Genomic DNA, 25,121 nt, shown 5'->3' on the forward strand with positions numbered 1-25,121 from the left:
AACGCATCTACCGCGACGTGCGCGTGTGCCAGATCTATGAAGGCACGTCGGACATCCAGAAGCTGCTGATTCAACGCGCGCTGGCGTGAGCACGCGCGGCGGGCGTCGCTGGGGCCGGATCGCCGCCGCATTCGTGCTGGCGGCGCTTGCGCTCTGGGGCTTCGTCATCGAGCCGCGTTGGGTGGCTGCGCGCGTCGAGCCCTTGAGCTCGGCGCAATGGCAGGCGCCCGCGGGCCTCAAGGTGGCCGTGGCTGGCGACTGGCACCTGACCACGCGCTCGGCATGGCGCATCACCAGCGTCGAGCGGGCCGCGCGCATCGTCGATGCCATCAACGCCGCACAGCCCGATGTGGTGCTGCTGCCCGGCGACTTCCTCGCGGGCTCCGGCGACGACGAGCCGCTCTCCATCGAAAGCATGGCCGCCGTGCTCGGCCGCCTCAAGGCGTCGCAAGGCGTGTACGCGGTGCTCGGCAATCACGACTGGTGGCACGACGGCAAGCGCACCGTCGAGGCCCTGACCGCGCAAGGCATCCGCGTGCTGGAGAACGCCGCGGTGCAATTGCCCGGCCACGAGCTCTGGGTGGTCGGCATCGGCGACCACTCGACGGGCCACTCCGACCCGATGCGCGCGCTGGCCGGCGTGCCGCAAGGCGCGGCGACGCTGGTCATGATGCACGACCCCTTCAGCTTCGCGACGATGCCGCGCACGCGGGGGCTGGTGGTGGCATCGCACACGCATGGCGGGCAGATCAGCGTGCCGGGCCATGGCGCGCTGGTCGTGCCCGGCGCCGCGCGAATGGGCCTACGGCTGGATCGCGCACAAGGGCAAGCGCATGTACGTGACCAGCGGGCTCGGCGTGAGCATCCTGCCGGTGCGCTTCAACATGCGGCCCGAGTGGGTGATGTTCCAGTAGCAGACCCTCCGGTCGGCCTGTCATCGGTTTCGACGACAGACAGCCGCGCGCCGGAAGCGCAGCATGGCGGCCTCTTCTGTCGGAGGTCTTCGCCATGTCCACTCCCCAACTTCCCAAACGCGTTCCCGCCGCATGGGCCCTGCTGTGCCTCGGCGCACTCGGCCTTCCGGCCCATGCCCAAGGGGCCACGCCCGACATCGCCACGCTCACCGCGAGCGACGCCGTGAAGCAGCTGTGCGCCGGCACCGTCACCAGCGAGCAGCTGGTCACGGCCTACATCGCGCAGGCCAAGGCCAAGGCGAACCTCAACGCCTTCATCACGCTCGACGAAGCCGGCGCGCTGAAGCAGGCGCGCGCGGCCGATGCCTTGCGCAAGCGCGGCGGCGCGTGCAAGCCGCTCGCGGGGCTGCCCGTGGCCATCAAGGACAACATCCAGGTACAGGGCCTGCCCGCGACGGCCGGCACGCCCGCGCTCAAGGGCTTCGTGCCCACGGCCGATGCGCCCGTGGTGGCCAAGCTGCGCGCGGCCGGTGCGGTGGTGCTGGGCAAGACGAACATGCACGAGCTGGCCTTCGGCGTCACCGGCTACAACCCCGCGTTCCAGACCGGGTCCGAGGTCGGCGTGCGCAACGCCTACGACGCGAGCCGCATCGCGGGCGGTTCGTCGTCGGGCAACGGCGCGGCGCTCGGCGCGCGCATGGTGCCGGCCGCGCTCGGTACGGACACGGGCGGGTCGGTGCGCATTCCGTGCGCGTTCAACGGCTGCGCGTCGCTGCGCCCGAGCATGGGCCGTTATTCGCAGCAGGGCATCGCGCCGATCTCGCACACGCGCGACACGGCGGGGCCGATGGCGCAGTCGATGGCCGACGTGGCGCTGCTCGACGGCGTCATTGCCGGCGGCGCGCCGCTCCAGCCCGCCGACCTGAAGCGCGTGCGGCTGGGCGTGGTGCCGGCCTTTCACGCCAACCTGGACGCCGACACGCGCGCCGCCACCGACGCCGCGCTGGCCAAGCTGCGCGCGGCCGGTGTCACGCTGGTCGACGTGGAGATGCCGAAGCTCATGGAGCTCAACGGCGCCATCGGTTTTCCGCTCGCGCTCTACGAGGCGCACGACGACATGGCGGCGTATCTCGCGAAGTACCGCACCGGCATCGACATTGCGCAGCTCGCGGCCGGCATCGCCAGCCCCGATGTCAAGGGCACCTTCGACGCCTTCGTGATCCCGCGCAAGCTGCCCGCGCCCAACGGCACGGTCGACGCGAAGCCGGTCTACGACAACGCCATGCGCGTGGCCCGGCCCGCGCTGCAGAAGCTCTACCGCGACACCTTCGCGAAGAACCGGCTCGACGCGCTGGTGTTTGCGACCGTGCCGCGCGTGGCACTGGCCGCCGCGCCCGAAGCCAGCAGCCCCGAGAACTTCGGCGCGCTGATCCAGAACACCGACCCCGGCAGCAACGCCGGCATTCCGGGCGTGCAACTGCCCGCGGGCCTGGGCGCGACGACGGGCTTGCCCGTGGGGCTGGAGCTCGACGGCCCGGCCGGCAGCGACCGCAAGCTGCTGGCCGTGGGCCTTGCCGTGGAGCAGGTGCTCGGCCGGTTGCCCGCGCCGAAGTAGCAGGCCGATCCGCGCGGGATCAGCGCCCGGCGGCCGGCGCCGTCCAGCCCGCCAGGGCCGCGCGACGCTCGATGCCCAGCTTGTCGAAGATGCGCCGCAGGTAGGTGCGCACGGTGGGCACACCCACCGCCATGCGCCGCGCGATTTCCTTGTCGGTGAGGCCCTCGCGCACGCAGCGCGCCACCTCCTGCTCGCGCACGCTCAGCAAGGCCCATGCGGCGACCGGGGCAGGGCCGGCAATGCCGCCGCAGCCGCGGCCGCGCGCTGCGCCCGCTGCAGCGCCCCGGCGAACGCCGGCTCGATCAGGTCGAGCAGCGCCTTCTCGTGCTCGCCGAAGTCGCCGCGCGCCTTGGACCGCCAGATGCGCAGGTCGCCCAACGCGCGGTCGCCGTCGAAGGCGTGCAGGTTCATGCCCCAGTGCAGGCCGTCGCGCGCCAGAAAGTCGGTGAAGAACGGGGTGCGCATCAGCGCGCGCTGCGGCATCACCTCGGTCACGCGCGTGGCGCGGCGGCGCGACTGCAGCACGAAGGTGATCGGGTCGTGGTGCTGGTGCCACTGCGCGTAGCGGTCGAGGTTGGCGGGCTCCATGTTGATCGCCACGCGCGCGCCGAAGCTGCCGCTGCCGGCGTCCCACACGAACGAGGCGAACTGGTCCGCGTGCAGCAGGTCGAGCAGCGCGCGGCCCAGGCGCTCGCGGATCTCGCGCTCGTTGCAGGCGGCGTCTTCCGCCAGCAGCGTGAAGACGCCGCGCAATGCCTGCTGTTCCGTGCCTGTGAGGTACATCGCCATGCTTCCGGTGGGGTCGGTGTGACGCTAGCGTTTAGCAAGCGCCGCGCCAAGGGTGAATGCCCTCGGCGCGGGCGGCTGCGCGCGGCCTCGGGCTTGCCCCATCGGCGCCCGGGCCGCGAGGTGTTCCAATAGCGGTCTTCATGAGTGCCAACGATCCCACCACCGGACCCTGCCCCTGCGGCCGTACCGACCGCCGAGACAAGCCCATCGGCTACGCCCTGTGCTGCGGCCGCTACCTCGACGATTTCGAGAACACCCCCGCGCCCGACGCCGAATCGCTGATGCGCTCGCGCTATTCGGCCTTCGTGCTGGAGCGCGGCGACTACCTGCTCGCCACCTGGCACGCGACCCACCGGCCGGGCTCGATCGAGTTCGAGCCCGGCGTCAAGTGGCTGGGCCTGGACATCCGTTCGCGCTCGGTGCTCGATGCCGACCACGCCGAGGTCGAGTTCGTCGCGCGCCAGCGCAGCGCGGCCACCGGCGCGGCCACCCGGCTGCACGAGCGCAGCCGTTTCGTGCGCGAGGGCGAGCGCTGGTACTACCTCGAAGGCGACCTGCAACAGCCCCTGGCTTGACGCGCCGGGCCGGGGCTCGCACAATCGGCCCCGCTCCGGGGTGCACGCATGTGGCGTGCTGAGATGGCAAAGTTGCCGACCCGCGAACTTGATCCGGGTCATACCGGCGTAAGAAGAGCTGCACTCCCTGACTCCGGTCCGTCACTCCCTTCCGTGACGGGCTTCCCGAAGTCCACCGAGCGATTGCGGAGCACCCTTTCCCTCAACAAGGAGTGCCCCGATGAATGCGCCCGACAAGTTCACCTCGCTGCTTTCGCTCACGCGCGAGCCCTTTCCCGCTTCGCACAAGTGCCTGATTCCGGGCAGCCGGCCCGACCTGAACGTGCCCGTGCGCGACGTCCTGCTGACCAACGGCGAGACCGTGTCGCTCTACGACACCTCGGGCCCCTACACCGATGCCAAGGTCGAGATCGACGTGCGCCGCGGCCTGCCCGACGTGCGCAGCGCCTGGGTGATCGAGCGCAATGACACGGAAAGTTACGAAGGCCGCTCGCACCACGCGCTGGACGACGGCGGCAAGAACGAGGACCGCGACGCCCAGCGCCTGGCCGAACTGCGCGCCGGCGCCTCGGCGCTGCAGCGCACGCCGCGCCGCGCCAAGTCGGGCGCCAACGTCACGCAGATGCACTACGCGCGCCGCGGCATCGTCACGCCCGAGATGGAATACGTGGCCCTGCGCGAGAACGGCAAGCGCGAGTGGATGGCCGAATACCTCGCCAACGAGGAGCGCGCCAAGCGCGTGAGGGGCAACCCGATGGGCGCGAGCATTCCGCGCATCATCACGCCCGAGTTCGTGCGCGACGAAGTGGCGCGCGGGCGCGCCATCATCCCGGCCAACATCAACCACCCCGAAGTCGAGCCGATGGCCATCGGCCGCAACTTCAAGGTGAAGATCAACGCCAACATCGGCAACTCGGCCGTCACCTCGAGCATCGAGGAAGAGGTCGAGAAGCTGGTGTGGGCCATCCGCTGGGGCGCCGACAACGTGATGGACCTGTCGACCGGCAAGAACATCCACACCACGCGCGACTGGATCGTGCGCAACTCGCCGGTGCCCATCGGCACCGTGCCGATCTACCAGGCGCTGGAGAAGGTGGGCGGCGTGGCCGAGGACCTGACCTGGGCCATCTTCCGCGACACGCTGATCGAGCAGGCCGAGCAGGGCATCGACTACTTCACCATCCATGCCGGCGTGCGCCTGCCGTTCATCCACCTGACGGCCGACCGCATGACGGGCATCGTGTCGCGCGGCGGCTCGATCATGGCCAAGTGGTGCATCGCGCACCACAAGGAGAGCTTCCTGTACGAGCACTTCGAGGACATCTGCGACATCATGAAGGCCTACGACGTGAGCTTCTCGCTCGGCGACGGCCTGCGCCCCGGCTCGGGCGCCGACGCCAACGACGAGGCCCAGTTCGCCGAGCTGCGCACGCTGGGCGAGCTCACGCAGGTCGCGTGGAAGCACGACGTGCAGACCATGATCGAAGGCCCCGGCCACGTGCCGATGCACATGATCCAGGCCAACATGGACGAGCAACTCAAGCACTGCCACGAGGCGCCGTTCTACACGCTCGGGCCGCTGACCATCGACATCGCGCCGGGCTACGACCACATCTCCAGCGCCATCGGCGCCGCGATGATCGGCTGGGCCGGCACCGCCATGCTGTGCTACGTCACGCCCAAGGAACACCTGGGCCTGCCCGACCGCGACGACGTGAAGCAGGGGATCATTGCCTACAAGATCGCCGCGCACGCGGCCGACGTGGCCAAGGGGCACCCGGGCGCGCGCTCGCGCGACGACGCGCTGAGCAAGGCGCGCTTCGAGTTCCGCTGGCAGGACCAGTTCAACCTGGGCCTGGACCCCGACACCGCGCGTGAGTTCCATGACGAGACCTTGCCCAAGGACTCCAGCAAGGTGGCGCATTTCTGCTCCATGTGCGGCCCCAAGTTCTGCTCGATGAAGATCACGCAGGAAGTGCGCGAGTACGCCGCCAGGAAGGGCGTGGCCGAGGCCGAAGCCATGGCCGAGGGCATGGAAGAGAAGTCGAAGGAGTTCATGGCCGGCGGCGGCGAGATCTACATCCCGATCAAGGCCGTGTCTTAAGGGTGTCGCGGGGTCATTGCTACCATCGAGCCATGACCCCTTTCCCCTTTTCCGCGGTCCTGTTCGACTGCGACGGCGTTCTCGTCGACTCCGAACCCATCACCAACCGCGTGCTCGCCGAAATGCTCGGCGAGCTCGGTTGCAGCTCAGCACCGAGGAATCGATGAACACCTTCACCGGCAAGGCCGTGAAGGACGAGGCGGCGCTCATCGAGGCCAAGACCGGCGTGAAGATCACCGACGAATGGCTCCGGCTGTTTCGCGCGCGCCGCAACGAGGCGCTGGAGCGCGACCTCGTCGCCATTCCGAATGCCGTGGCCGCCATTCGCGAGATCCACGCGCGGCTCAAGGGCCGCATCGCCTGTGCCTCGGGCGCCGACCGCCACAAGGTCGAGCTGCAGCTGGCCAAGGTCGGCCTGCTCGACTGCTTCCAGGGCCGCATCTTCAGCGGCCATGAAATGCCCCGTTCCAAGCCGCACCCCGACGTGTACCTGGCGGCCGCCGAGGCGCTGGGGGTCGATCCGCGCCGCTGCGCCATCGTCGAGGACACCGTCACCGGCGCCATGGCCGGCGTGGCCGCGGGCGCGACCGTGTTCGGCTACAGCACGGGCGAGTCGGGCCACAGCGGGCCCGGGCCGCTCTTGAGCGTGGGCGTGGCGCGCGTGTTCAGCGACATGGCCGAATTGCCCGCGCTGTTGTCGGGCCACGGCCTGCAGGCGGCCTGAGTTTCTGGTGCAATGAAGGGCATCGACGGCCCATCAGCACAGGAACAGCACTCCCATGACTTCCGAATACAAGACCGAACAACCCGAGCGCACCGAGATCGATGCGCTCACCGGCCCCGCCGTGGTCGAGTTCGGCACCAACTGGTGCGGCATCTGCAAGGCCGCGCAGCCGAACATCGCCGAGGCCTTTGCCAAGTACCCGAACGTGCGCCGCATGAAGGTCGAAGACGGCAGCGGCCGCCCGCTGGGCCGCTCGTTCAACGTGCGGCTCTGGCCCACGCTGGTGTTCATGCGCGACGGCAAGGAACTGGCCAAGCTGGTGCGGCCCGAAGACAGCCAGTCGATCGCCGACGCGCTCGCGCTGATCGACCCACCGGCCTGAAGACCGGCCGGCGCCCTGACGCCCCATGAACACCGAACTGCAGCGGCTGGCCAAGGTGGTCGAGCTCGACAGGGTGTGAGACCGGTCTGAAGCCGCAGGTCCACGCGGGTTAATCCCGAGACCAGCGTGCTCGCGCAGCGCCCGCGCGGGCGCAGAATTTCCGCATGCAAGCCATGTGGCGCATTCCAGCAGCCCTCGCCAGCCAGCAGGCACTCGACCTGCGGGCGGTGTCGCTGTTGCTCGACGTGCCGCGCGACCTGGCGCCGGCCCGCGCGATGCTGCATTTTCTCAACGCGCTGCTGCCGGTGGAGTTCATCTCGCTGGTGCGGCATGCGCCCGATGCGCCGACGCAGCTCGAAGGCCATGCCCATGGCACCGGCGTGCCCAACGTGACGCGCGATTGCTTCGCGCAGTACCGGCGCCACTTCTACGGCTTCGACGACGCCACGCGCATCGCGGGCCGCATGGAGGACGAAGGCGGCGCCGCCGACGAGGTCACGGTGCTGCACACGCACGCCGACGACATTCCCGACCCCGGATGGCGCCGCCAGATCTACGAGCGCGAGCACCTGAGCGACCGGCTCGCGCTGCTCTACGCGCCGGTGGCGCGCGGCAGCGCGTTCTCCATCAACCTCTACCGCCGCGAGTCGATGGGGCGCTTCGCGCCACAAGAGATCGAACGCGTGCTCGCCGTGGCGCCGCTGCTGCGCCAGGTGCACCGCCATGCGCTGGGCACCGGTGCGGGCGCAGGCGCGCTGGACATCGGCACGCGCATCGCCCTGGCGCGCGGCCGCCTGGCCGACGCGCCGCTCAGCGGCCGCGAGCGCGAGGTCTGCGCGCGCATTGCCTGCGGTCTCACGGCCGACGGCATCGCGGCCGATCTCGACATTGCGCCCTCGAGCGTGCACACGCTGCGCAAGCGCGCCTACGCCAAGCTCGGCATCCACGACCGCGCGGCGCTCGTTCGGCTGGCGGGCTGAGCCCGTCTGTCGTCCCCCGCGCGGGGGACAGACGCCGCGGCGCGCCGCCCGCACCATCGGCCGCAAACGATTCCGATGGAGACAAGCGCGCAATGTTCATCCGCAACTGCTGGTATGTGGTCGCCTGGGACCACGAGATTCCCGCCGAGGGCCTGTTCAACCGCACCGTGATCGGCGAGCCGTTGCTGCTCTTTCGCACGGCCGGCGGCGACATCGTGGCGCTGGAAGACCGCTGCTGCCACCGGCTCGCGCCGCTGTCCAAGGGCCGGCGCGAGGGCGATTGCGTGCGCTGCGGCTACCACGGCCTCAAGTTCGACGCGCAGGGCGTCTGCGTCGAGGCGCCGGGCATGGACACCGTGCCGCCGAAGGCGCGTGTGCGCAGCTACCCGGTGGCGGTGCGCAACCGCTGGGTGTTCGTGTGGATGGGCGACGCGTCGCGCGCCAACACAGCGCTTCTGCCCGACAACCATTCGTGCGACGACCCGCAGTGGCTGCACATTCCCGGCTACCTGCATTACGAGACCCCGTACCTGCTGATCTGCGACAACCTGCTCGACTTCTCGCACCTGAGCTACGTGCACGAGAAAACGCTGGGCGGTTCCACCGCCATCGCGCAGGCCCGGCCCGTCATCGAGAAGATCGAGCGCGGCCTGCGCGTGACGCGCAAGGTGGCGAACGTGCCGCCGCCCGCGCACTGGGCCGGCGCGCGCGACTTCGGGCCCGACCCGCGCTTCGACCGCTGGTTCATCTACGACTTCGTGCTGCCCGGCACGTTGCTGATGCAGTCGGGCGGGCGGCCCGTGGGCGATGCCGAAGGCGACATGCGGCGCGCCGTCGAGCTGCACAGCTGCCAGACGCTGACGCCCGAAACCGAGACCACCACGCACTACTTCTTCCAGCAGTCGCATCGGCCCGAGCTCGGCGGCGAGAAGCTCACGCGCACCATCTACGACAGCCTGATCGTCGCCTTTCATGAAGACCGCGACATGATCACCGCGCAGGCGCGCAACATCGAGCGCGATGCCTCGGCGCCGATGCTGCCGCTGGCCATGGATTCGGCGCTGATCCAGTTCCGCCGGCTGGTGGCGCAGGCCGTGGAGGCCGAGCGCGCCGCCTGAACGCGCGCGCTACAGCCCCTGCTGGCGGAAGTCGCGCGGCGCGTGCCCCGTCCATTGCAGGAACGCGCGCGAAAAACTCTTCTCGTTGCGAAACCCCACCGCCAGCGCCACCTGCTTGATCGGCCGCGTGGTGCGGCGCAGCTGCTCCACCGCCAGCTCGTGGCGCACCTCGTTCTTCAGCACCTGCAGCGAGGTGCCTTCCTCGTGCAGCTGCCGGTGCAGCGTGCGGCTCGACACGTTCAGCAGCGCGGCCATCGCATCGGCCGTGGTGGCTTCGCTGGCGCGCGAGCGCAGCAGCTCGCGCACGCGCTGGCCCAGCAGGCGGTCGCGCCGGTACTGCAGGATGGTCAGCGGCAGCGCGCGCTTGAGCATGGTGCGCAGCGCGCGCTCGTCGCGCTGCAGCGGCAGCGCCAGGTAGCGCTCGTCGAAGCTGATGCCGGCCTGCGGCGCGTCGAAGCGCACCTCGGGCGTGAACATCGGCGCGTAGGCGTCGGCGTGCGGCGGCGCGGTGAACGGAAAGGTCGCGCTGCGCAGCGAGATGCGCGAGTCGATCGCCCAGCACATGTAGCCGTGCATGAAGCGCAGGCTGGTCACCAGGCAGAACTCGCGGAACGCGTCGTCCAGCGGGCGGTTCTCGGTGATGCGCAGGGTGGCCACGCCGCCCGCCACCTCCAGCGCCAGGCCGATGTCCTCGGTCAGCAGCCGGTGGTGGCGGCACCAGCGCTTGATGGCCACGCCCAGGTCGGGCGAGGTCAGCGACGCGCGGCACAGCATGCCGTAGCTGCCCCAGGGCAGGCGCCGCGAGAACCAGCCCAGCGCCTCGTCGTCGAGCTCCTGCATGGCGTGCTCCGACAGCGCCTCGAACTGCGCGGCCGTGACGCGCGCGCCCGGCCGGGCCAGCTCGCGCGGCGTGATCTGTGCCGCCTTCAGGGCCTCGGCCGGGTCCATGCCGTAGCGCGCATAGCCCTGCACGATAGCTCTCACGAATGCCATCGGCGTGACGGCGCGGGCGGGTCTGAGGAAGGACGGTGATGACATGGCTGGACGGATCGGTCGTGGCGCAATTTGCAACCATTGTGGCGCCAATTGCGGCGCGCCCAGGCGTAAGCTGCGATCTTTCTAGCGCCATCCAGCGCGGGTAGCACTGCGCGCAGACCCCTTTCAGAGGAGACAAGACACATGCACGATCCCGGCCTGAACTTCGACCTGGGCGAGGACATCGATTCGCTGCGCAGCGCCATCCAGGACTTCGCCGCCAACGAAATCGCGCCGCGCGCCGCCGACATCGACCGCGACAACCTGTTCCCGCACGACCTCTGGCGGAAGCTGGGCGAACTCGGCCTGCACGGCATGACCGTGAAGGAAGAGTTCGGCGGCACCGAGCTGGGCTACCTGGCCCACATCGTGGCCATGGAAGAGGTGTCGCGTGCCTCGGCCTCGGTGGGCCTGTCGTACGGCGCGCACTCGAACCTGTGCGTGAACCAGATCCACCGCAACGGCAGCGACGCGCAGAAGAAGAAATACCTGCCCAAGCTGGTGAGCGGCGAGCACGTGGGCGCGCTGGCCATGAGCGAGCCCAACGCCGGCTCCGACGTGGTGAGCATGAAGCTCAAGGCCGAGAAGAAGAACGGCTACTACGTGCTCAACGGCGGCAAGATGTGGATCACCAACGGCGGCGACGCCGACACGCTGGTCATCTACGCCAAGACCGAGCCCGAAATGGGCGCGCGCGGCATGACGGCCTTCATCGTCGAGAAGAACTTCAAGGGCTTCTCGGCCGGCAACAAGCTCGACAAGCTCGGCATGCGCGGCTCCAACACCTTCCCGCTGTTCTTCGACAACTGCGAAGTGCCCGAAGAAAACGTGCTGGGCGGCGAAGGCATGGGCGCCAAGGTGCTGATGAGCGGCCTGGACTACGAACGCGCGGTGCTCTCGGGCGGCCCGCTGGGCATCATGGCCGCCTGCATGGACGCGGTGCTGCCCTTCATTCACGACCGCAAGCAGTTCGGCCAGAGCATCGGCGAGTTCCAGCTGATGCAGGGCAAGCTGGCCGACATGTACTCGACCTGGCAGGCCACGCGCGCTTACGTGTACGCCGTGGGCAAGGCCTGCGACCGCAACGACCACGCACGCACCTTCCGCAAGGACGCGGCCGGCGCCATTCTGTATTCGGCCGAGAAGGCGACGTGGATGGCCGGCGAGGCGATCCAGGCGCTGGGCGGCGTGGGTTACACGAAGGAGTTCCCGGTGGAGCGGCTGTGGCGCGACGCGAAGCTGTACGAGATCGGCGCGGGCACGAGCGAGATCCGCCGCATGCTGATCGGTCGCGAGCTGTTCGCTGAAACGGCCTAGGATGTTTTTCTCCCTCCCCTTCGGGGGAGGGCCGGGGTGGGGGCAAGCGGCGTTCGATGAGGCGCCGCGCCGAGCAGAGGCCGCCAGCGCCCATCCCAACCTTCCCCCGGAAGGGGAAGGAGCCAGACAAGGAGACAAGGAAATGAACATGACCGCTTCGTTGACCGAGAGCTACAACAAGGGCGCCACCGACGTCCCCCTCATCGAACAACCCATCGGCACCTTCTTCGACGACATGGTCGAAAAGCAGCCCGACCGCGAAGCGCTCGTCAGCCGCCACGAAGGCCAGCGCTACACCTACCGCGAACTGCAGGCCGAGTCGAACAAGCTCGCCAGCGCATTGCTCGACCTGGGCCTGGCCACCGGCGACCGCGTCGGCATCTGGTCGCACAACAACGTGCCGTGGGTGCTGATGCAGATCGCCACCGCCAAGGTCGGCCTGATCCTCGTCAACATCAACCCGGCCTACCGCACCTCGGAGCTCGAGTACGCGCTCAACAAGGTCGGCTGCAAGGTGCTGGTGACGATGGCGCAGTTCAAGACCAGCGACTACCTGGGCATGCTGCGCGAACTGGGCCCGCAGCGCCTGCCGCAGCTGCAGCACACCTTCTGGATCGACAAGCCCGGCCAGGGCGACGAGCAGCCCGGCATGCGGCGCTTCTCGCAGCTGCTGGCCGGCGGCGACGCGGCCGATGCGCGCATTGCGCGGATCCAGAAGACGCTGAAGGCCACCGACCCCATCAACATCCAGTTCACCAGCGGCACCACGGGCTTCCCCAAGGGTGCGACGCTCACGCACCGCAACATCCTGAACAACGGCTTCTTCATCGGCGAGTGCATGAAGCTCTCGCCCGTCGACCGGCTGTGCATTCCGGTGCCGCTGTACCACTGCTTCGGCATGGTGCTGGGCAACCTGGCCTGCATCACGCACGGCTCCACCATCGTGTACCCGAACGACGGGTTCGACCCGCTCACCGTGCTGGAGACGGTGCAGGCCGAAAAATGCACCGGCCTGCACGGCGTGCCCACGATGTTCATCGCCGAGCTCGACCATCCGCGCTTCAAGGAGTTCGACCTGTCGACCCTGCGCACCGGCATCATGGCCGGCTCGCCGTGCCCCATCGAGGTCATGAAGCGCGTGGTCAGCGAAATGCACCTGAGCGAAATCACCATCGCCTACGGCATGACCGAGACCAGCCCCGTGAGCTGCCAGAGCAGCACCGACACGCCGCTGGACCGCCGCGTGTCGACCGTGGGCACGGTGCAGCCGCACCTGGAGGTGAAGATCGTCGACCCCGAGACCGGCGCCATCATGCCGCCGGGCCAGTCGGGCGAACTCTGCACGCGCGGCTACTCGGTGATGCACGGCTACTGGGACGACGAGCCGCGCACACGCGAGGCCATCGATGCCGAGCACTGGATGCACACCGGCGACCTGGCCACCATGGACGCCGAGGGCTACGTCAACATCGTCGGGCGCATCAAGGACTTGGTGATCCGCGGCGGCGAGAACATCTACCCGCGCGAGATCGAAGAGTTCCTGTACCGCCACCCGAAGGTGCAGGACGTGCAGGTGGTCGGCCTGCCCGACAGGAAGTACGGCGAAGAGCTGTGCGCGTGGATCATCGTCAAGCCCGGCCAGAGCGCCACCGACGAAGAGATCCGCGGCTTCTGCAAGGGCCAGATCGCGCACTACAAGGTGCCGAAGTACATCCAGTTCGTCACCGAATTCCCGATGACGGTCACCGGCAAGATCCAGAAATTCAGATCCGCGACGCGATGACCGAACAACTCGGCCTCAGCCAAGAAAAGACAGCATGAGCAAACTCGAAACCAAATTGAACGCGCGTTCGGCCGACTTCCAGGCCAACGCCACCGCCATGCGCACGCTGGTCGACGACCTGCGCACGCAGTTCGCCAAGGTGGAGCAGGGCGGCGGCGAGGCCGCGCGCGCCAAGCACACGGCACGCGGCAAGCTGCTGCCGCGCGACCGCGTGGCCGAGCTGCTCGACCCGGGCACGCCCTTTCTCGAGATCGCGCCGCTGGCCGCGCACGCGATGTACCTCGACGCCAAGGGGGCCGAGTCGGCGCCGGGCGCGGGCATCATCGCGGGCATCGGCCGCGTCAACGGCGTGGACTGCATGATCGTCTGCAACGACGCGACGGTGAAGGGCGGCACCTACTACCCGATGACCGTCAAGAAGCATCTGCGCGCACAGGAAATTGCCGAGCAGAACCGCCTGCCGTGCATCTACCTGGTCGACTCGGGCGGCGCCAACCTGCCGAACCAGGACGAGGTGTTTCCCGACCGCGACCACTTCGGCCGCATCTTCTACAACCAGGCCAACATGAGCGCCCAGGGCATTCCGCAGATCGCGGTGGTCATGGGCTCGTGCACGGCGGGCGGCGCTTATGTGCCCGCGATGAGCGACGAGTCGATCATCGTGAAGAACCAGGGCACCATCTTCCTGGGCGGCCCGCCGCTCGTGAAGGCGGCCACCGGCGAGGTCGTGACGGCCGAAGACCTGGGCGGCGGCGACGTGCACACGCGCCTGTCGGGCGTGGTCGACCACCTCGCGCAGAACGACCTGCATGCGCTGGCGCTCGCGCGCTCGGCCGTGGCCAACCTCAATGCGAAGAGCGCGGGTGCCGAATCTTCGGACGACAAGGCCGTGCGCGCCCCCGAGTTCCCGCGCGAAGAGCTGTACGGCGTGATCCCGACCGACACGCGCAAGCCCTTCGACGTGCGCGAGATCATTGCGCGCATCGTCGACGGCAGCGAGTTCCACGAGTTCAAGGCGCGCTTCGGCGCCACGCTGGTCTGCGGCTTTGCCGAGATCGAGGGCATGCCCGTGGGCATCGTCGCCAACAACGGCATCCTGTTCAGTGAGTCGGCGCAGAAGGGCGCGCACTTCATCGAGCTGTGCTGCCAGCGCAAGATCCCGCTGGTGTTCTTGCAGAACATCACCGGCTTCATGGTGGGCCGCAAGTACGAGAACGAAGGCATCGCGCGCCACGGCGCCAAGATGGTGACGGCCGTGGCGACCGCCAACGTGCCCAAGTTCACCATCATCATCGGCGGCAGCTTCGGCGCCGGCAACTACGGCATGTGCGGCCGCGCGTACAGCCCGCGCTTCCTGTGGATGTGGCCCAACGCGCGCATCAGCGTCATGGGCGGCGAGCAGGCCGCGAGCGTGCTGGCCACGGTGAAGCGCGACGGCATCGAACTCAAGGGCGGCAGCTGGAGCAAGGAAGAGGAAGAAGCCTTCAAGGCCCCGATCCGCCAGCAGTACGAAGACCAGGGCCACCCCTACTACGCCACCGCGCGGCTGTGGGACGACGGCATCATCGACCCGGCCGACACGCGCCGCGTGCTGGCGCTGGGGCTCGCTGCCGCGCGCAACGCGCCGGTGCCCGAGCCGAAGTTCGGCATCTTCCGCATGTGAGGCGAGCCGCATGAGCCACGACTTCACCAAACTCAAGCTCTCGCTGGACGGCCCCATCGCCCGCATCTGGCTCGACCAGCCCGACGCCCGCAACGCCTTCGACGACATCGTCATCGCCGAGCTGACGCAGGCCTTCACCGAAGCCGGCGCCGCGCCGCAGGTGAAGGCCATCGTGCTCGGCGCCAACGGCCCGGCCTTTTGCGCGGGCGCGAACCTCAACTGGATGCGCCGCATGGCCGACTACACGCGCGACGAGAACATCGCCGACGCGGGCAAGCTCGCCGCCATGCTGCGCACGATCGCCGAGTGCCCCAAGCCGACCATCGCGCGCGTGCAGGGCGACGTGTACGCGGGCGGCATGGGGCTGGTCGCGGCCTGCGACATGGCCGTGAGCGTGGACACCGCGTGGTACTGCCTGAGCGAAGTGAAGATCGGCTTGGTGCCCGCGACCATCAGCCCGTACGTGCTGCGCGCGATGGGCACGCGCGCCTCGCAGCGCTACTTCCTCACGGCCGAGCGCTTCACCGCCGTCGAGGCGCACCGCATCGGCTTCGTGCACGAGGTGGCCGCGGCCGATGCGCTGGATGCCAAGGTCGACGAACTCGTGAAGGCGCTGACCGGCGCGAGCCCGGCCGCCGTGCGCGCCTGCAAGCAGTTGATCGCCGACGTGGCCGGCCGCGAAATCGACGACGCGCTGATTGCGCAGACGGTCGAGGGCATTGCCGACATCCGCGCGAGCGACGAAGGCCGCGAAGGCGTGCAGGCCTTCCTGCAGAAGCGCAAGCCGTCGTGGCTGGACGCGAACAAGGCCTGAGCGACATGTCGCACGGCGCACTCATCGAACGCATGGACGCGTGGCTGGCCGCCCATCGCGCGGACTACCGCGCGTTGCTGCAGCCCGGCGTGAGCGACGACGCGCTCGACGCCTTCGAGGCGAGGTTCTCGCTGAAGCTGCCCGAGGCTTTTCGCGCGCTCTACCGCTGGCGCAACGGCCAGCCGAACAGCAGCTTCGACAGCCTGCAGGACAACCGCATGTTCGTCGCGCTCGAGGACATCGCCGACACCAAGGAGATGCTCGACGACATGATCGGCACCGACTTCGAAGACCCCGCCACCTGGCGGCGCGGCTGGGTGCCGTTCCTGTCGAACGGCGGCGGCAGCTACCTCTGCGTCGACATCGATGCAGAAGCCGGCGGCCAGCCGGGCCAGCTGATCGCCTTCTGGAAGGCCGACGAAGACCGGCCCGTCGAACATGCGTCCGTCCAGGCGTGGCTCGCCGACCTCGTGGCTTCCATGGAAGCCGGCACCATCGAATTCGACTGAAGAACAAGAAGGAGCGCCGCCGCCATGAACACCCCCCTCGACATGCCCCAGCTGATTGCGTTGGCCGCCGCCATCGGCTGGGCCAGCGGCGTGCGGCTGTACCTGGTGGTGCTGCTGACGGGCATCGTCGGCTACTTCGGCTGGGTGCCGCTGCCGGGCGGCCTGCAGTTGCTGGCGCACCCGGTGGTCATCGCGGCCAGCGGCTTCATGGTGTTCATCGAGTTCTTCGCCGACAAGATCCCGGGCCTCGACTCGCTGTGGGACGTGGTGCACACGGCCATCCGCATTCCGGCGGGCGCCGCGCTCGCGGCCAGCGTGTTCGGTGCCGACCATGGCGTGATGGCCATCGTCGCGGCGCTGCTGGGCGGCAGCTTCGCGGCCACCGCGCATGCGGCCAAGGCCACCACGCGCGCGGCCATCAACACCTCGCCCGAGCCGTTCTCGAACGTGGGCGCTTCGCTGGTCGAAGACGCGATGGTGCCCACGGGCCTGTGGCTCGCGGTGGCGCACCCCTTCGTCTTTCTCGTGCTGTTCGTGCTGGTGCTTGTGGCGAGCGTGTGGCTCATCCGCAAGAGCTGGCGTTTCCTCAAGGCGCTGTTTGCCCGCGTGGCTCGCATCTTCAGCGGCCGACCCGATCCGGGCGTGGTGCCTGCGTTTCAACTGAAAAAGAATCCTCCGGGAGACACTCCGAATGTTTAAGAAGATCCTGATCGCCAATCGCGGTGAAATTGCCTGCCGTGTGGCCGCTACTGCCCGCCGCATGGCGATTCGCACCGTCGCCGTGTATTCCGATGCCGACGCGCACGCCAACCATGTGCGCGCCTGCGACGAATCGGTCCACATCGGCGGCAGCGCGCCCAAGGACAGCTACCTGCGCTGGGAGCGCATCCTCGAAGCCGCCAAGGCCACGGGCGCCGAAGCCGTACACCCGGGCTACGGCTTCCTCAGCGAGAACGAAGAGTTCGCGCAGGCCTGCGCCGACGCGGGCCTGGTCTTCATCGGGCCGCCGCCCTTGGCCATCAAGGCCATGGGCCTGAAGGCAGAGTCGAAGCAGCTGATGGAAAAGGCCGGCGTGCCGCTGGTGCCCGGCTACCACGGCCACGACCAGAACCCGCAGCTGCTGCAGCGCGAGGCCGACCGCATCGGCTACCCCGTGCTCATCAAGGCCAGCGCGGGCGGCGGCGGCAAGGGCATGCGCGCGGTCGACAAGGCCGAAGACTTCGCCGCCGCGCTCGCCTCGTGCCAGCGCGAGGCCATCAACAGCTTCGGCGACGACGCGGTGCTGATCGAGAAGTACGTGCAGCGCCCACGTCACATCGAGATCCAGGTGTTCGGCGACACGCACGGCAACTACGTCTACCTGTTCGAGCGCGACTGCTCGGTGCAGCGCCGCCACCAGAAGGTGCTCGAAGAAGCGCCCGCGCCCGGCATGACCGAAGCCATGCGCAAGCAGATGGGCGACGCCGCCGTGGCCGCCGCGCGCGCCGTGAACTACGTGGGCGCGGGCACGGTCGAGTTCATCGTCGAGCAGCGTGAAGGCGGTGAGATGAACTTCTTTTTCATGGAGATGAACACGCGCCTGCAGGTGGAGCACCCGGTGACCGAAGCCATCACGGGGCAGGACCTGGTGGAGTGGCAACTGCGCGTGGCCTCGGGCGAGACGCTGCCCGCCACGCAGGCCGAGCTGAAGATCCACGGCCACGCCATCGAGGCGCGCATTTGCGCCGAGAACCCCGACAACAACTTCCTGCCCGCCACCGGCACGCTGCGCGTGTACCGCAAGCCGCAGGCCACGGCCTTCCAGCGCAGCCGCGTGCGCATCGACGACGGCGTGCGCGAGGGCGGCGAGATCTCGCCTTTCTACGACTCGATGATCGCCAAGCTCATCGTGCACGGCAGCACGCGCGAAGAGGCGCTGGCCCGGCTTGACGCCGCGCTGGCGCAGGTGCAGATCGTGGGCGTGGCCACCAACGTGCAGTTCCTGCGCGGCATCCTGGCGACCGGATCGTTCTCCAAGGCCAACCTGGACACTGCGCTGATCGAGCGCGAGCGCGCCGTGCTGTTCGACCGCGAGGCGCTGGGCCTGCCGCTGGCGGCCGCCGCCGCGATCACGCGCACGCTGGTCACCGAGCGGCCCGCGGGCACGCCCGACCCGTTCGAGCGCCGCGACGGCTGGCGCTCGCACGGCGAGTACCTGCGCCGCTTCGACTTCGAGTTCCGCGGCGCCGAGCAGATCGCTTTGCTGACCTACAAGCGCGACGGCAGCCTGTGGCTCGAAGCCGGCGGCGCCGAAGGCCCGCTGGTGGTCGGCCGGTTCCCGAGCGGCGAGTTCGAGGTCGAGTTCGCCGGCGCGCGCCAGACGCTCGACGTGCACCTCGACGGCGCCACCGCCCACATCTTCGCGTCGAAGGGCGCGACGAAGATCACCGCCATCGACCGCCTCGCCCATGCGGGCGACACGCAGGCCGAAGGCGGCCGGCTCACGGCGCCGATGCCGGGCAAGGTCGTGTCGTTCGCCGTGAAGGCCGGCGACAAGGTCAGCCGGGGCCAGCCGCTGGCCGTGATGGAAGCCATGAAGATGGAGCACACCATCGCGGCGCCAGCCGACGGCACCGTGGAAGAGCTGATGTTCGCGCCGGGCGAGCAGGTGGCCGAAGGCGACGAATTGTTGCGAATGGCCGCTGCCACGGTTTAACCCCGTTCCGGGCGCTCGCCCGTATCAGCTGCGGTAGTCATTCTTCTAAAGGGATTTTCATGACCTCTCGCGCGCCCGCGGCTTCCTCTTCGTGTTCCTTCCTTGCCCGCCACCGGTCGGGCATTGCCCTGCTGGCCCTGGCGGCCGCCCTCTCGCTGGCGGGCTGCGGCCGCCAGAACAGCGAGGCCGAATCGCTGGCCCAGCCGGTGCCGCCCGCGCCGATGCAGGCCGCGGCCGGCTACGGCGGCGGCATGGCGAAGAAGGCGCAGCGGTCGCGCTCGGCCGACGAGTCGCCGGCGTCCGAGGCGTCCGCGTCGGAGTCGTCGCCGCAGGACACGGCGCTGCAGCGCTTCCTGGCCGTTCGGCAGGACCTCAGTGTCGAAGTGCCGGCGGAACAGTTGGGCGATGCCTGGGGCAAGGTGCGCGACCTGTGCGGCACGCTCAAGTGCGAGCTGCTGTCTTCGTCGCTGCTGCGCGAAACGCCTCAGCAGCCGGGCAACGCCATGCTCGAGATGCGCGTGGAGCCGGGCGATGTCGACAAGCTGCTCGGCGGCCTGGCCGGCGTGGCCAACGTGGTCTCGCACACCACCACCAGCGAGGACAAGACCGCCGAAGTCATCGACGTCGAGGCCCGCATCAGGAACCGCACCGAGTTCCGCGACAGCCTGCGCGTGATGCTGCGCGACACCGTCACCAAGCGCACCATGGCCGACCTGCTGGCGATCCAGCGCACGCTGTCGGACACGCAGGCCGAGCTCGACGCCATCGCCACGCAGCGCAAGGTGCTCGCGCAGGAAACGAGCAAGCAGCACATCGAGATCCAGTTCAAGCCCAAGCGCGAACTGGTGACGGGCCGCGACAACTACAACCCGATGGCGCGCGCGCTGCGCAATGCCGGCTCGGTGCTGGCGGAGAGCGTGGGCGCGCTCATCACCTTCCTGGCTGCGGTGCTGCCGTGGCTGCTGCTGGTGGTGCTGCCGGTCGCTGGCTGGTGCGGCTGCTGTGGCGCCGCCGCCGTGCCAAGATCGCGGGATGAATTCATCCCCGGCAATGCTGCAGCATCAAGACCCGGTCCGTCTCTACGTGGACGCCCAGTTCGCGAGCCCCTACGCCATGTCGGTGTTCGTCGCGCTGCACGAAAAGCAGCTGGGCTTCGAGATGACGCCGGTCGACCTCGCGGCGCTCGAACACCGGACGTCGGGTTTCTCGCGGTTGTCGCTCACGCAGCGCGTGCCGACGCTGGTGCAGGGCGACTTCGCGCTGTCGGAGTCGTCGGCGATCACCGAGTACATCGACGAGGTCTTTGCGGGAACGCCGCTGTACCCGAAGGACGCGCGCGCCAGGGCCCGGGCGCGGCAGCTGCAGGCCTGGGTCCGCAGCGACCTGATGCCGATCCGCCAGGAGCGCTCGACCGAGGTGGTGTTCTACGGGCCGTCGAGCACGCCGCTGTCCGCGGCGGCGCAGGCTTCGGCGAAGTCGCTGTTCGAGGCGGTCGAGGCGCTGCTGTCCGCGGATGCCGAAAACCTGTTCGGCGAATGGTCGATCGTCGATGTCGACATCGCGCTGATGCTGAACCGGCTCGTGCTGAACGGCGACGAGGTGCCGCCGCGACTGGCCGCGTATGCGACGCGGCAGTGGCAGCGGCCTTCGGTTCAGCGGTGGGTGAAGTTGGCGCGGCCTGCGCTCTGACATGCCGGGCGACGCGCGGTATTGACTGCAGTGGCCGGCGCACTGGCGTCGATGTCGGCCTTCAGCGAAGCGCCGATCCGCCAGATCGAACAGGAGGCCATCGCGGCCTATCTCAACACCTTGGACCCGGAGCAGCCAGCAGCGAAGATTCTGGTGATCGAGCAGACCACGGCGACCGCGGACGAGGCATTCGTGGCGACTGACCCCCAACGCGAGCGGCTTGTCAAAGACCTGCCGCAAGCAACGGGCAAGGTGATCGATGACTTCCTGCGGGTGTCGGCCACACCGTCCGAGTTGCGAGTACCCGGTCAGCTCGTGCGCCGCAACGTCCGGCTGCAGATGGTCCGCAAGAAAGACATGGACCGTCTGTTCGATCTGGGAAAGCCCTCGCTGGCCTGGGCTCGCTTCTACGAGCTTTATCCGGACGCTGCGGGCCTTGTTCAAATCTCCCGCGTGGGCATCGACGAGAGCGCAGCCCAGGCACTCTTCTACATGTCGATTCGACAAGGTGGACTGCGGGGCTCGGGGCACTTCGTGTTGCTGCACCGCCCCTTTGGCATATGGCGCGTGCTCGCCACCGCAAAGGCCTGGATCAGCTGAGGCCCGTCAGCCCACCACCACTTCACTGATCTGCGTCGCCGGCGCGATGTCGGTGTAGTTCTTCACGTCGCCCCTGATCTCCTTCGCGTGCGGGCCGAAGGCCTTCTGGAAGGCATCGAGCGATTCGCAGAACACGTGGCACATGGCGACATAGGTGGGCGGCGAGTCGGGCGCGCCGCCGGCCAGGCCCTTGTCGATGGTGTACGACAGGCAGGCGTCGCCCATGCGGGCCTTCAGCATCGGCATGTGCTGGTCGCGGTAGTAGTCGTGGTCGAACCGCGCGCCGGGGGTGTGGGGGTACATCACGCTGAATTTGATCATGGGGTCTCCTGACGAAGTGAGTGAATGGGGCGCTCGGGTGGGCCCGGGGGCCGGCGTTCGAGCATAGCCATCCGTGCGCGCCGCGTCAGCGCCTTCACTAATAAGATTCGTCCCCATGCGAATCACCGTCTACCTCACCGACAACCGCCCAGACCCCTGGATCGAAGGCCTCAAGGCCGAACTCCCCGATGCCGTCATCGAACCCTGGAAGCCCGGCGCGCCGCAGGCCGACCACGCCGTGGTCTGGGCGCCGCCGCAGGAACTGATCGACGAGCAGCCCGGGCTGCGCGGCATCTTCAACATCGGCGCGGGCGTCGATGCGTTGCTCAAGCTCAAGGTGCCGGCGCACACGCGCATCGTGCGGCTCGACGACGCGGGCATGTCGGTGCAGATGGCCGAGTACGTCTGCCACACGCTGATTCGCCACTTTCGCGAGTTCGACGCCTACGAGGCCGACGCGCGCGAAGGCAAGTGGAGCTACCGCAAGCCCAAGCTGCGCAGCGACTTCACGGTCGGCATCATGGGCCTGGGCGTGCTCGGCGAGCGCGTGGCCAAGGCCGTGGCGCAGTTCGAGTTCCCGGTGCTGGGCTGGAGCCGTTCACCGAAGGAGATCGACGGCGTGAAGGTGTTCAGCGGCCAGGCGCAGTTCGACGAGTTCCTCTCGTCCACGCGCGTGCTGGTCAACCTGCTGCCGCTGACCGAGGCCACGCGCGGCATCCTGAACCGCGACACGCTGGGCAAGCTGCGGCCCGGGGGCTACCTGATCAGCATCGCGCGCGGCGGCCACCTGGTCGAAGACGACCTGATCCCGCTGCTCGACGCCGGCCGGCTCGCGGGCGCCACGCTCGACGTGTTCCAGGTCGAGCCGCTGCCTTCGGACCACGCCTTCTGGCGCCATCCGAAGATCACCGTGACCCCGCACGGCTCGGCGCGCACGCTGCGCGAGGAGTCCATCGCCCAGATCGCCGGGAAGATCCGCGCGATGGAGCAGGGCCTGCCGATCGCCGGGGTGGTCGACCCCGTGCGCGGTTACTGACCGACACGCTTCTCGCCGCTGAAATGCGGTGCCGGCAGGGGAAACCCTGAGGCTTTTGTTTTTCACAAGTATGAAAATCTTTTCATGACTGTGAAAACTGCGTTTCGCGTGATCGAGATCGTCGAGCTCTTCGCTCGCGAGAAGCAACCGCTCGCGCTGTCCGAGATGGCGCGCCTGCTCGACATGCCGGTGTCGAGCTGCCTGGGCCTGATCCGCACGCTCGAGGAGCAGGGCTACATGTACGAGACCGGCCGCCGCCAGGGCTACTACCCGACGGGCCGGCTGCTCGCGATGGCGCAGGTCATCGCCGCCCACGACCCGGTGCTCGACCGGGTGAAGGCCACGCTTGAGGAGCTGCGCGACGCCGCGCGCGAGACCGTGGTGTTCGGCAAGTTCCGCGACGCCGGCCAGGTGGTCTACCTGGAGGTGCTGAGCGCGCCGCAGGCCATCCGCTATTCCGCCGAATCGGGCGAAACGCGCCCCGCCTATGCCAACTCGCTGGGCCGCGCGCTGCTGTCCACGCTCGCCCCCGAGGCGCGCCGCAAGCTGCTGGACGGCATGACGCTGGCGCCGCTGACCGAGGCCACGCTCACCACCGCCGACGCCATCGAGGCCGAGCTGCAGCGCGGCGCCGCGCGCGGCTGGTACGGCAACCTGGGCGAAAGTATTCCCGACCTGATCGGCCTGGCCTGGCCGCTGCGCATCGGCGGCGAGGCCTATGCCATTTCGGTCGCGGGCCCGCGCTACCGCATGGAGCCGCGCATCGAGGACATCGCCGCGATGCTGCGCTCCGCCTGCCTCGCCATCGAACCCAAGACCGAAAGCCCCCGATGACCACGACCACCGAACCCCGCTACTTCGTCCGCCAGGACGAGATCGCCGGCTACCACCCCGCCAACCACACCGGCACGCTGAACAAGCGGCTGATCGGCCCCGAGACCGTGGGCGCGAAGCAGCTCGAGGTGCTGGTCGGCCACATCCAGAAGGGCAAGGGCGCGCTGCCGCATGCGCACCCGGGCATCGAGCAGGTCTGCTACATGCTCGAAGGCCGCGCCGTCGCGAGGTGGGCGGCCAGCGGCAGGAGCTGCACCCTGGCGACAGCTGCTTTTTTCCGGCCGACGCGATGCACACCTTCACGGTGGTGAGCGACGAGCCGGTGCGCGTGCTGGTGATCTACAGCCCGCCGTACGAGGAATCGCCGGAGCGCGTGATCCGGCCCTGAAGCGACAACAACCCGGAGACAAACCCAATGCAGACAACGAAGAACGCGACCGAGCCATCGGTCGTGGTGGCCAACCGCCGCCGTTTCATTTCCATCGGCGCGGCCGCGGGCCTTGCGGCGCGGTGCCGTGGGCCTTCGCGCAGGACGGCTACCCCAAGCAGCCGATCCGCATCGTCGTGCCCTTCGCGGCCGGCAGCGGCACCGACGCGGTGGCGCGCATCACCGGGCAGATGCTCGGCGAGGCGCTCAAGGGCTCGGTCATCGTGGACAACAAGGCGGGCGCCAACGGCGTGATCGGCGCGGAGGCGGTGGCCAAGGCGGCGCCCGACGGCTACACGCTGTTCATGACCACCAACACCACGCACTCGGCCAACCCGAGCCTGATGAAGTCGCTGCCCTACGACCCGGTGAAAGACTTCGCGCCCGTCAGCCGCATGGGCAACCTGCCGTTCATGCTGGTGGTGAACAACGACCTGCCGGTGAAGAGCGTGGCCGAGCTGCTGGCCTGGGGCCGCGCGCACCCCGGCAAGCTGACCTACGCCAGCGGCAACAGCACCGGCATCGTCTGCGGCGCCACGCTGTCGCGCATGAGCGGCGTGCCGATGCTGCACGTGCCCTACAAGAGCACGCCGCCCGCCATCGCCGACCTGATCGGCGGACAGGTGTCGATGATGGTGGTCGACCTGGCGGCGGGCCTGGCCACGGTGAAGGCCGGCAAGATGCGCGCGATTGCCGTCACCACGCAGGAGCGCACCAAGCTCTTCCCCGAGCTGCCGCCGCTGGCCGACACGCCGGAGCTGAAGGGCTTCGACATCACTTCGTGGAACGGCGTGTTCGCGCCGGCCGGCACGCCGCGCGACATCGTGCTGAAGCTCAACAAGGCGCTGTCGGAGATGGCGAACGGCGCGGCCTTCAGGGAGCGCGTGGCGAAGCTGGGCTTCGATGCGTTCGGCAGCACGCCCGAAGAGCTGGGCGCGTTCACGGTGTCGGAGCTGGCGAAGTGGAAGAAGCTGATCCAGGCGGCCGGCATCCAGCCCGAATGAACGCGTTGAATTTCTCCCTCTCCTTCCGGGGGAGGGCAGGGGTGGGGCGCGGCGGCGTCCCCATCGGGCGCTCTGCCTGCCCCCATCCCAGCCTTCCCCCGGAGGGGGAAGGAGCAATGCGGATGCGGAACCGCTGCATGCGGATGCATCCGATGTATTTCTCCCTCCCCTTCCGGGGGAGGCAGGGGTGGGG

General features: G+C 68.9%; 23 protein-coding genes, 5 pseudogenes and 1 riboswitch. Of the genes and pseudogenes, 23 read left to right on the forward strand and 5 right to left on the reverse strand.

The window, feature by feature from the left end; genetic code table 11:
* The 3 genes from BMG07_RS29505 to iaaH all read left to right on the forward strand — a co-directional run.
* Positions 1-89 (forward strand): acyl-CoA dehydrogenase family protein (locus BMG07_RS29505; RefSeq protein ID WP_198087535.1); only part of this gene is annotated, 89 nt, incomplete at its 5' end.
* Positions 86-1,141 (forward strand): metallophosphoesterase, encoded by a 1,056-nt coding sequence (locus tag BMG07_RS29510; RefSeq protein ID WP_307867119.1) that lies wholly within the window; start codon positions 86-88, stop codon positions 1,139-1,141. The genes BMG07_RS29505 and BMG07_RS29510, both read left to right, overlap by 4 nt.
* Positions 1,138-2,529: an indoleacetamide hydrolase gene (iaaH, locus tag BMG07_RS29515; RefSeq protein ID WP_307867120.1), complete on the forward strand. Its 1,392-nt coding sequence runs from the start codon at positions 1,138-1,140 to the stop codon at positions 2,527-2,529. The genes BMG07_RS29510 and iaaH overlap by 4 nt, the downstream gene beginning before the upstream one ends.
* A gap of 19 nt (positions 2,530-2,548) precedes the next feature.
* On the opposite strand, the gene BMG07_RS43075 is transcribed toward iaaH, so the two are convergent.
* Positions 2,549-2,728, reverse strand: coding sequence for a LuxR C-terminal-related transcriptional regulator (locus BMG07_RS43075; RefSeq protein WP_307867121.1), 180 nt, complete (start codon positions 2,726-2,728; stop codon positions 2,549-2,551).
* Between the two features lie 2 nt (positions 2,729-2,730).
* Positions 2,731-3,312, reverse strand: a complete 582-nt coding sequence (locus BMG07_RS29520) for a helix-turn-helix transcriptional regulator (RefSeq protein ID WP_269759534.1) — start codon at positions 3,310-3,312, stop codon at positions 2,731-2,733.
* A gap of 146 nt (positions 3,313-3,458) precedes the next feature.
* On the opposite strand from BMG07_RS29520, the gene BMG07_RS29525 reads away from it, so the two are divergent.
* The 6 genes and pseudogenes from BMG07_RS29525 (at position 3,459) to BMG07_RS29550 (ending at position 9,201) form a co-directional block, all read left to right on the forward strand.
* A complete protein-coding gene (locus BMG07_RS29525; RefSeq protein ID WP_198087520.1) occupies positions 3,459-3,893 on the forward strand; it encodes a YchJ family protein in 435 nt (144 codons plus the stop codon).
* A gap of 26 nt (positions 3,894-3,919) precedes the next feature.
* Positions 3,920-4,025: riboswitch (TPP riboswitch) on the forward strand.
* Between the two features lie 88 nt (positions 4,026-4,113).
* Positions 4,114-5,997 carry a phosphomethylpyrimidine synthase ThiC gene (gene thiC, locus BMG07_RS29530; protein ID WP_198087521.1) on the forward strand — a complete coding sequence of 628 codons (1,884 nt, stop codon included), beginning with the start codon at positions 4,114-4,116 and terminating at the stop codon, positions 5,995-5,997.
* 32 nt (positions 5,998-6,029) lie between these two features.
* A pseudogene (locus BMG07_RS29535) lies at positions 6,030-6,721 on the forward strand (HAD family hydrolase).
* A 55-nt stretch (positions 6,722-6,776) separates the two neighbouring features.
* Positions 6,777-7,103, forward strand: coding sequence for a thioredoxin family protein (locus tag BMG07_RS29540; protein ID WP_198087522.1), 327 nt, complete (start codon positions 6,777-6,779; stop codon positions 7,101-7,103).
* A 164-nt stretch (positions 7,104-7,267) separates the two neighbouring features.
* Positions 7,268-8,083 (forward strand): helix-turn-helix transcriptional regulator, encoded by an 816-nt coding sequence (locus tag BMG07_RS29545; protein ID WP_269759535.1) that lies wholly within the window; start codon positions 7,268-7,270, stop codon positions 8,081-8,083.
* A 92-nt stretch (positions 8,084-8,175) separates the two neighbouring features.
* A complete protein-coding gene (locus BMG07_RS29550) occupies positions 8,176-9,201 on the forward strand; it encodes an aromatic ring-hydroxylating dioxygenase subunit alpha (protein WP_198087523.1) in 1,026 nt (341 codons plus the stop codon).
* 9 nt (positions 9,202-9,210) lie between these two features.
* On the opposite strand, the gene BMG07_RS29555 is transcribed toward BMG07_RS29550, so the two are convergent.
* Positions 9,211-10,239, reverse strand: coding sequence for an AraC family transcriptional regulator (locus BMG07_RS29555; RefSeq protein ID WP_198087524.1), 1,029 nt, complete (start codon positions 10,237-10,239; stop codon positions 9,211-9,213).
* 141 nt (positions 10,240-10,380) lie between these two features.
* Between BMG07_RS29555 and BMG07_RS29560 the strand changes: the two genes are divergently transcribed.
* From BMG07_RS29560 to BMG07_RS29595, 8 genes and pseudogenes are all read left to right on the forward strand, one after another.
* The gene (locus BMG07_RS29560) at positions 10,381-11,553 is read left to right on the forward strand and encodes an isovaleryl-CoA dehydrogenase (RefSeq protein WP_198087525.1); all 1,173 of its coding nucleotides are present in this window, start codon (positions 10,381-10,383) and stop codon (positions 11,551-11,553) included.
* A 142-nt stretch (positions 11,554-11,695) separates the two neighbouring features.
* Positions 11,696-13,374: pseudogene (locus BMG07_RS29565) on the forward strand (AMP-binding protein).
* Complete coding sequence (locus tag BMG07_RS29570) at positions 13,371-14,999, forward strand: carboxyl transferase domain-containing protein (RefSeq protein WP_198087526.1); 1,629 nt, start codon at positions 13,371-13,373, stop codon at positions 14,997-14,999. The pseudogene BMG07_RS29565 and the gene BMG07_RS29570 overlap by 4 nt, the downstream one beginning before the upstream one ends.
* Positions 15,000-15,009: 10 nt before the next feature.
* Positions 15,010-15,813, forward strand: coding sequence for an enoyl-CoA hydratase/isomerase family protein (locus BMG07_RS29575; RefSeq protein WP_198087527.1), 804 nt, complete (start codon positions 15,010-15,012; stop codon positions 15,811-15,813).
* A 5-nt stretch (positions 15,814-15,818) separates the two neighbouring features.
* Positions 15,819-16,322: an SMI1/KNR4 family protein gene (locus BMG07_RS29580; RefSeq protein ID WP_198087528.1), complete on the forward strand. Its 504-nt coding sequence runs from the start codon at positions 15,819-15,821 to the stop codon at positions 16,320-16,322.
* 24 nt (positions 16,323-16,346) lie between these two features.
* Complete coding sequence (locus BMG07_RS29585; protein WP_198087529.1) at positions 16,347-17,021, forward strand: DUF4126 domain-containing protein; 675 nt, start codon at positions 16,347-16,349, stop codon at positions 17,019-17,021.
* The gene (locus BMG07_RS29590; RefSeq protein WP_198087530.1) at positions 17,014-19,017 is read left to right on the forward strand and encodes an acetyl/propionyl/methylcrotonyl-CoA carboxylase subunit alpha; all 2,004 of its coding nucleotides are present in this window, start codon (positions 17,014-17,016) and stop codon (positions 19,015-19,017) included. The genes BMG07_RS29585 and BMG07_RS29590 overlap by 8 nt, the downstream gene beginning before the upstream one ends.
* A gap of 383 nt (positions 19,018-19,400) precedes the next feature.
* Positions 19,401-19,943 (forward strand): annotated as a pseudogene (locus BMG07_RS29595) (DUF4349 domain-containing protein); the annotation flags it as partial.
* Here the strand turns inward: BMG07_RS29595 and BMG07_RS43080 are convergent.
* Positions 19,880-20,059, reverse strand: coding sequence for a hypothetical protein (locus tag BMG07_RS43080; protein WP_269759536.1), 180 nt, complete (start codon positions 20,057-20,059; stop codon positions 19,880-19,882). The pseudogene BMG07_RS29595 and the gene BMG07_RS43080 sit on opposite strands and share 64 nt — an antisense overlap.
* Between BMG07_RS43080 and yfcF the strand changes: the two genes are divergently transcribed.
* Entirely contained in the window at positions 20,050-20,706 is a 657-nt protein-coding gene (yfcF, locus tag BMG07_RS29600) for a glutathione transferase (protein WP_269759537.1), read from the forward strand. The two genes, BMG07_RS43080 and yfcF, sit on opposite strands and share 10 nt — an antisense overlap.
* 30 nt (positions 20,707-20,736) lie before the next feature.
* Positions 20,737-21,306 (forward strand): hypothetical protein, encoded by a 570-nt coding sequence (locus tag BMG07_RS29605; RefSeq protein ID WP_198087531.1) that lies wholly within the window; start codon positions 20,737-20,739, stop codon positions 21,304-21,306.
* Positions 21,307-21,312: 6 nt separating this feature from the next.
* Here BMG07_RS29605 and BMG07_RS29610 read toward each other — a convergent pair whose 3' ends face one another.
* Positions 21,313-21,627, reverse strand: coding sequence for an EthD family reductase (locus BMG07_RS29610; RefSeq protein WP_198087532.1), 315 nt, complete (start codon positions 21,625-21,627; stop codon positions 21,313-21,315).
* Between the two features lie 115 nt (positions 21,628-21,742).
* Between BMG07_RS29610 and BMG07_RS29615 the strand changes: the two genes are divergently transcribed.
* From BMG07_RS29615 to BMG07_RS29630, 4 genes and pseudogenes are all read left to right on the forward strand, one after another.
* Positions 21,743-22,663, forward strand: a complete 921-nt coding sequence (locus BMG07_RS29615; protein ID WP_198087533.1) for a glyoxylate/hydroxypyruvate reductase A — start codon at positions 21,743-21,745, stop codon at positions 22,661-22,663.
* Positions 22,664-22,747: 84 nt separating this feature from the next.
* Positions 22,748-23,497 (forward strand): IclR family transcriptional regulator, encoded by a 750-nt coding sequence (locus BMG07_RS29620; RefSeq protein ID WP_198087534.1) that lies wholly within the window; start codon positions 22,748-22,750, stop codon positions 23,495-23,497.
* Positions 23,494-23,885 (forward strand): annotated as a pseudogene (locus BMG07_RS29625) (cupin domain-containing protein). Before BMG07_RS29620 ends, BMG07_RS29625 begins: the two are co-directional and overlap by 4 nt.
* Before the next feature lie 27 nt (positions 23,886-23,912).
* A pseudogene (locus BMG07_RS29630) lies at positions 23,913-24,928 on the forward strand (Bug family tripartite tricarboxylate transporter substrate binding protein).
* The last annotated feature ends 193 nt before the right edge of the window (positions 24,929-25,121 follow it).

The organism is Variovorax sp. E3 (assembly GCF_016082275.1).
Lineage (GTDB): Bacteria > Pseudomonadota > Gammaproteobacteria > Burkholderiales > Burkholderiaceae_C > Variovorax.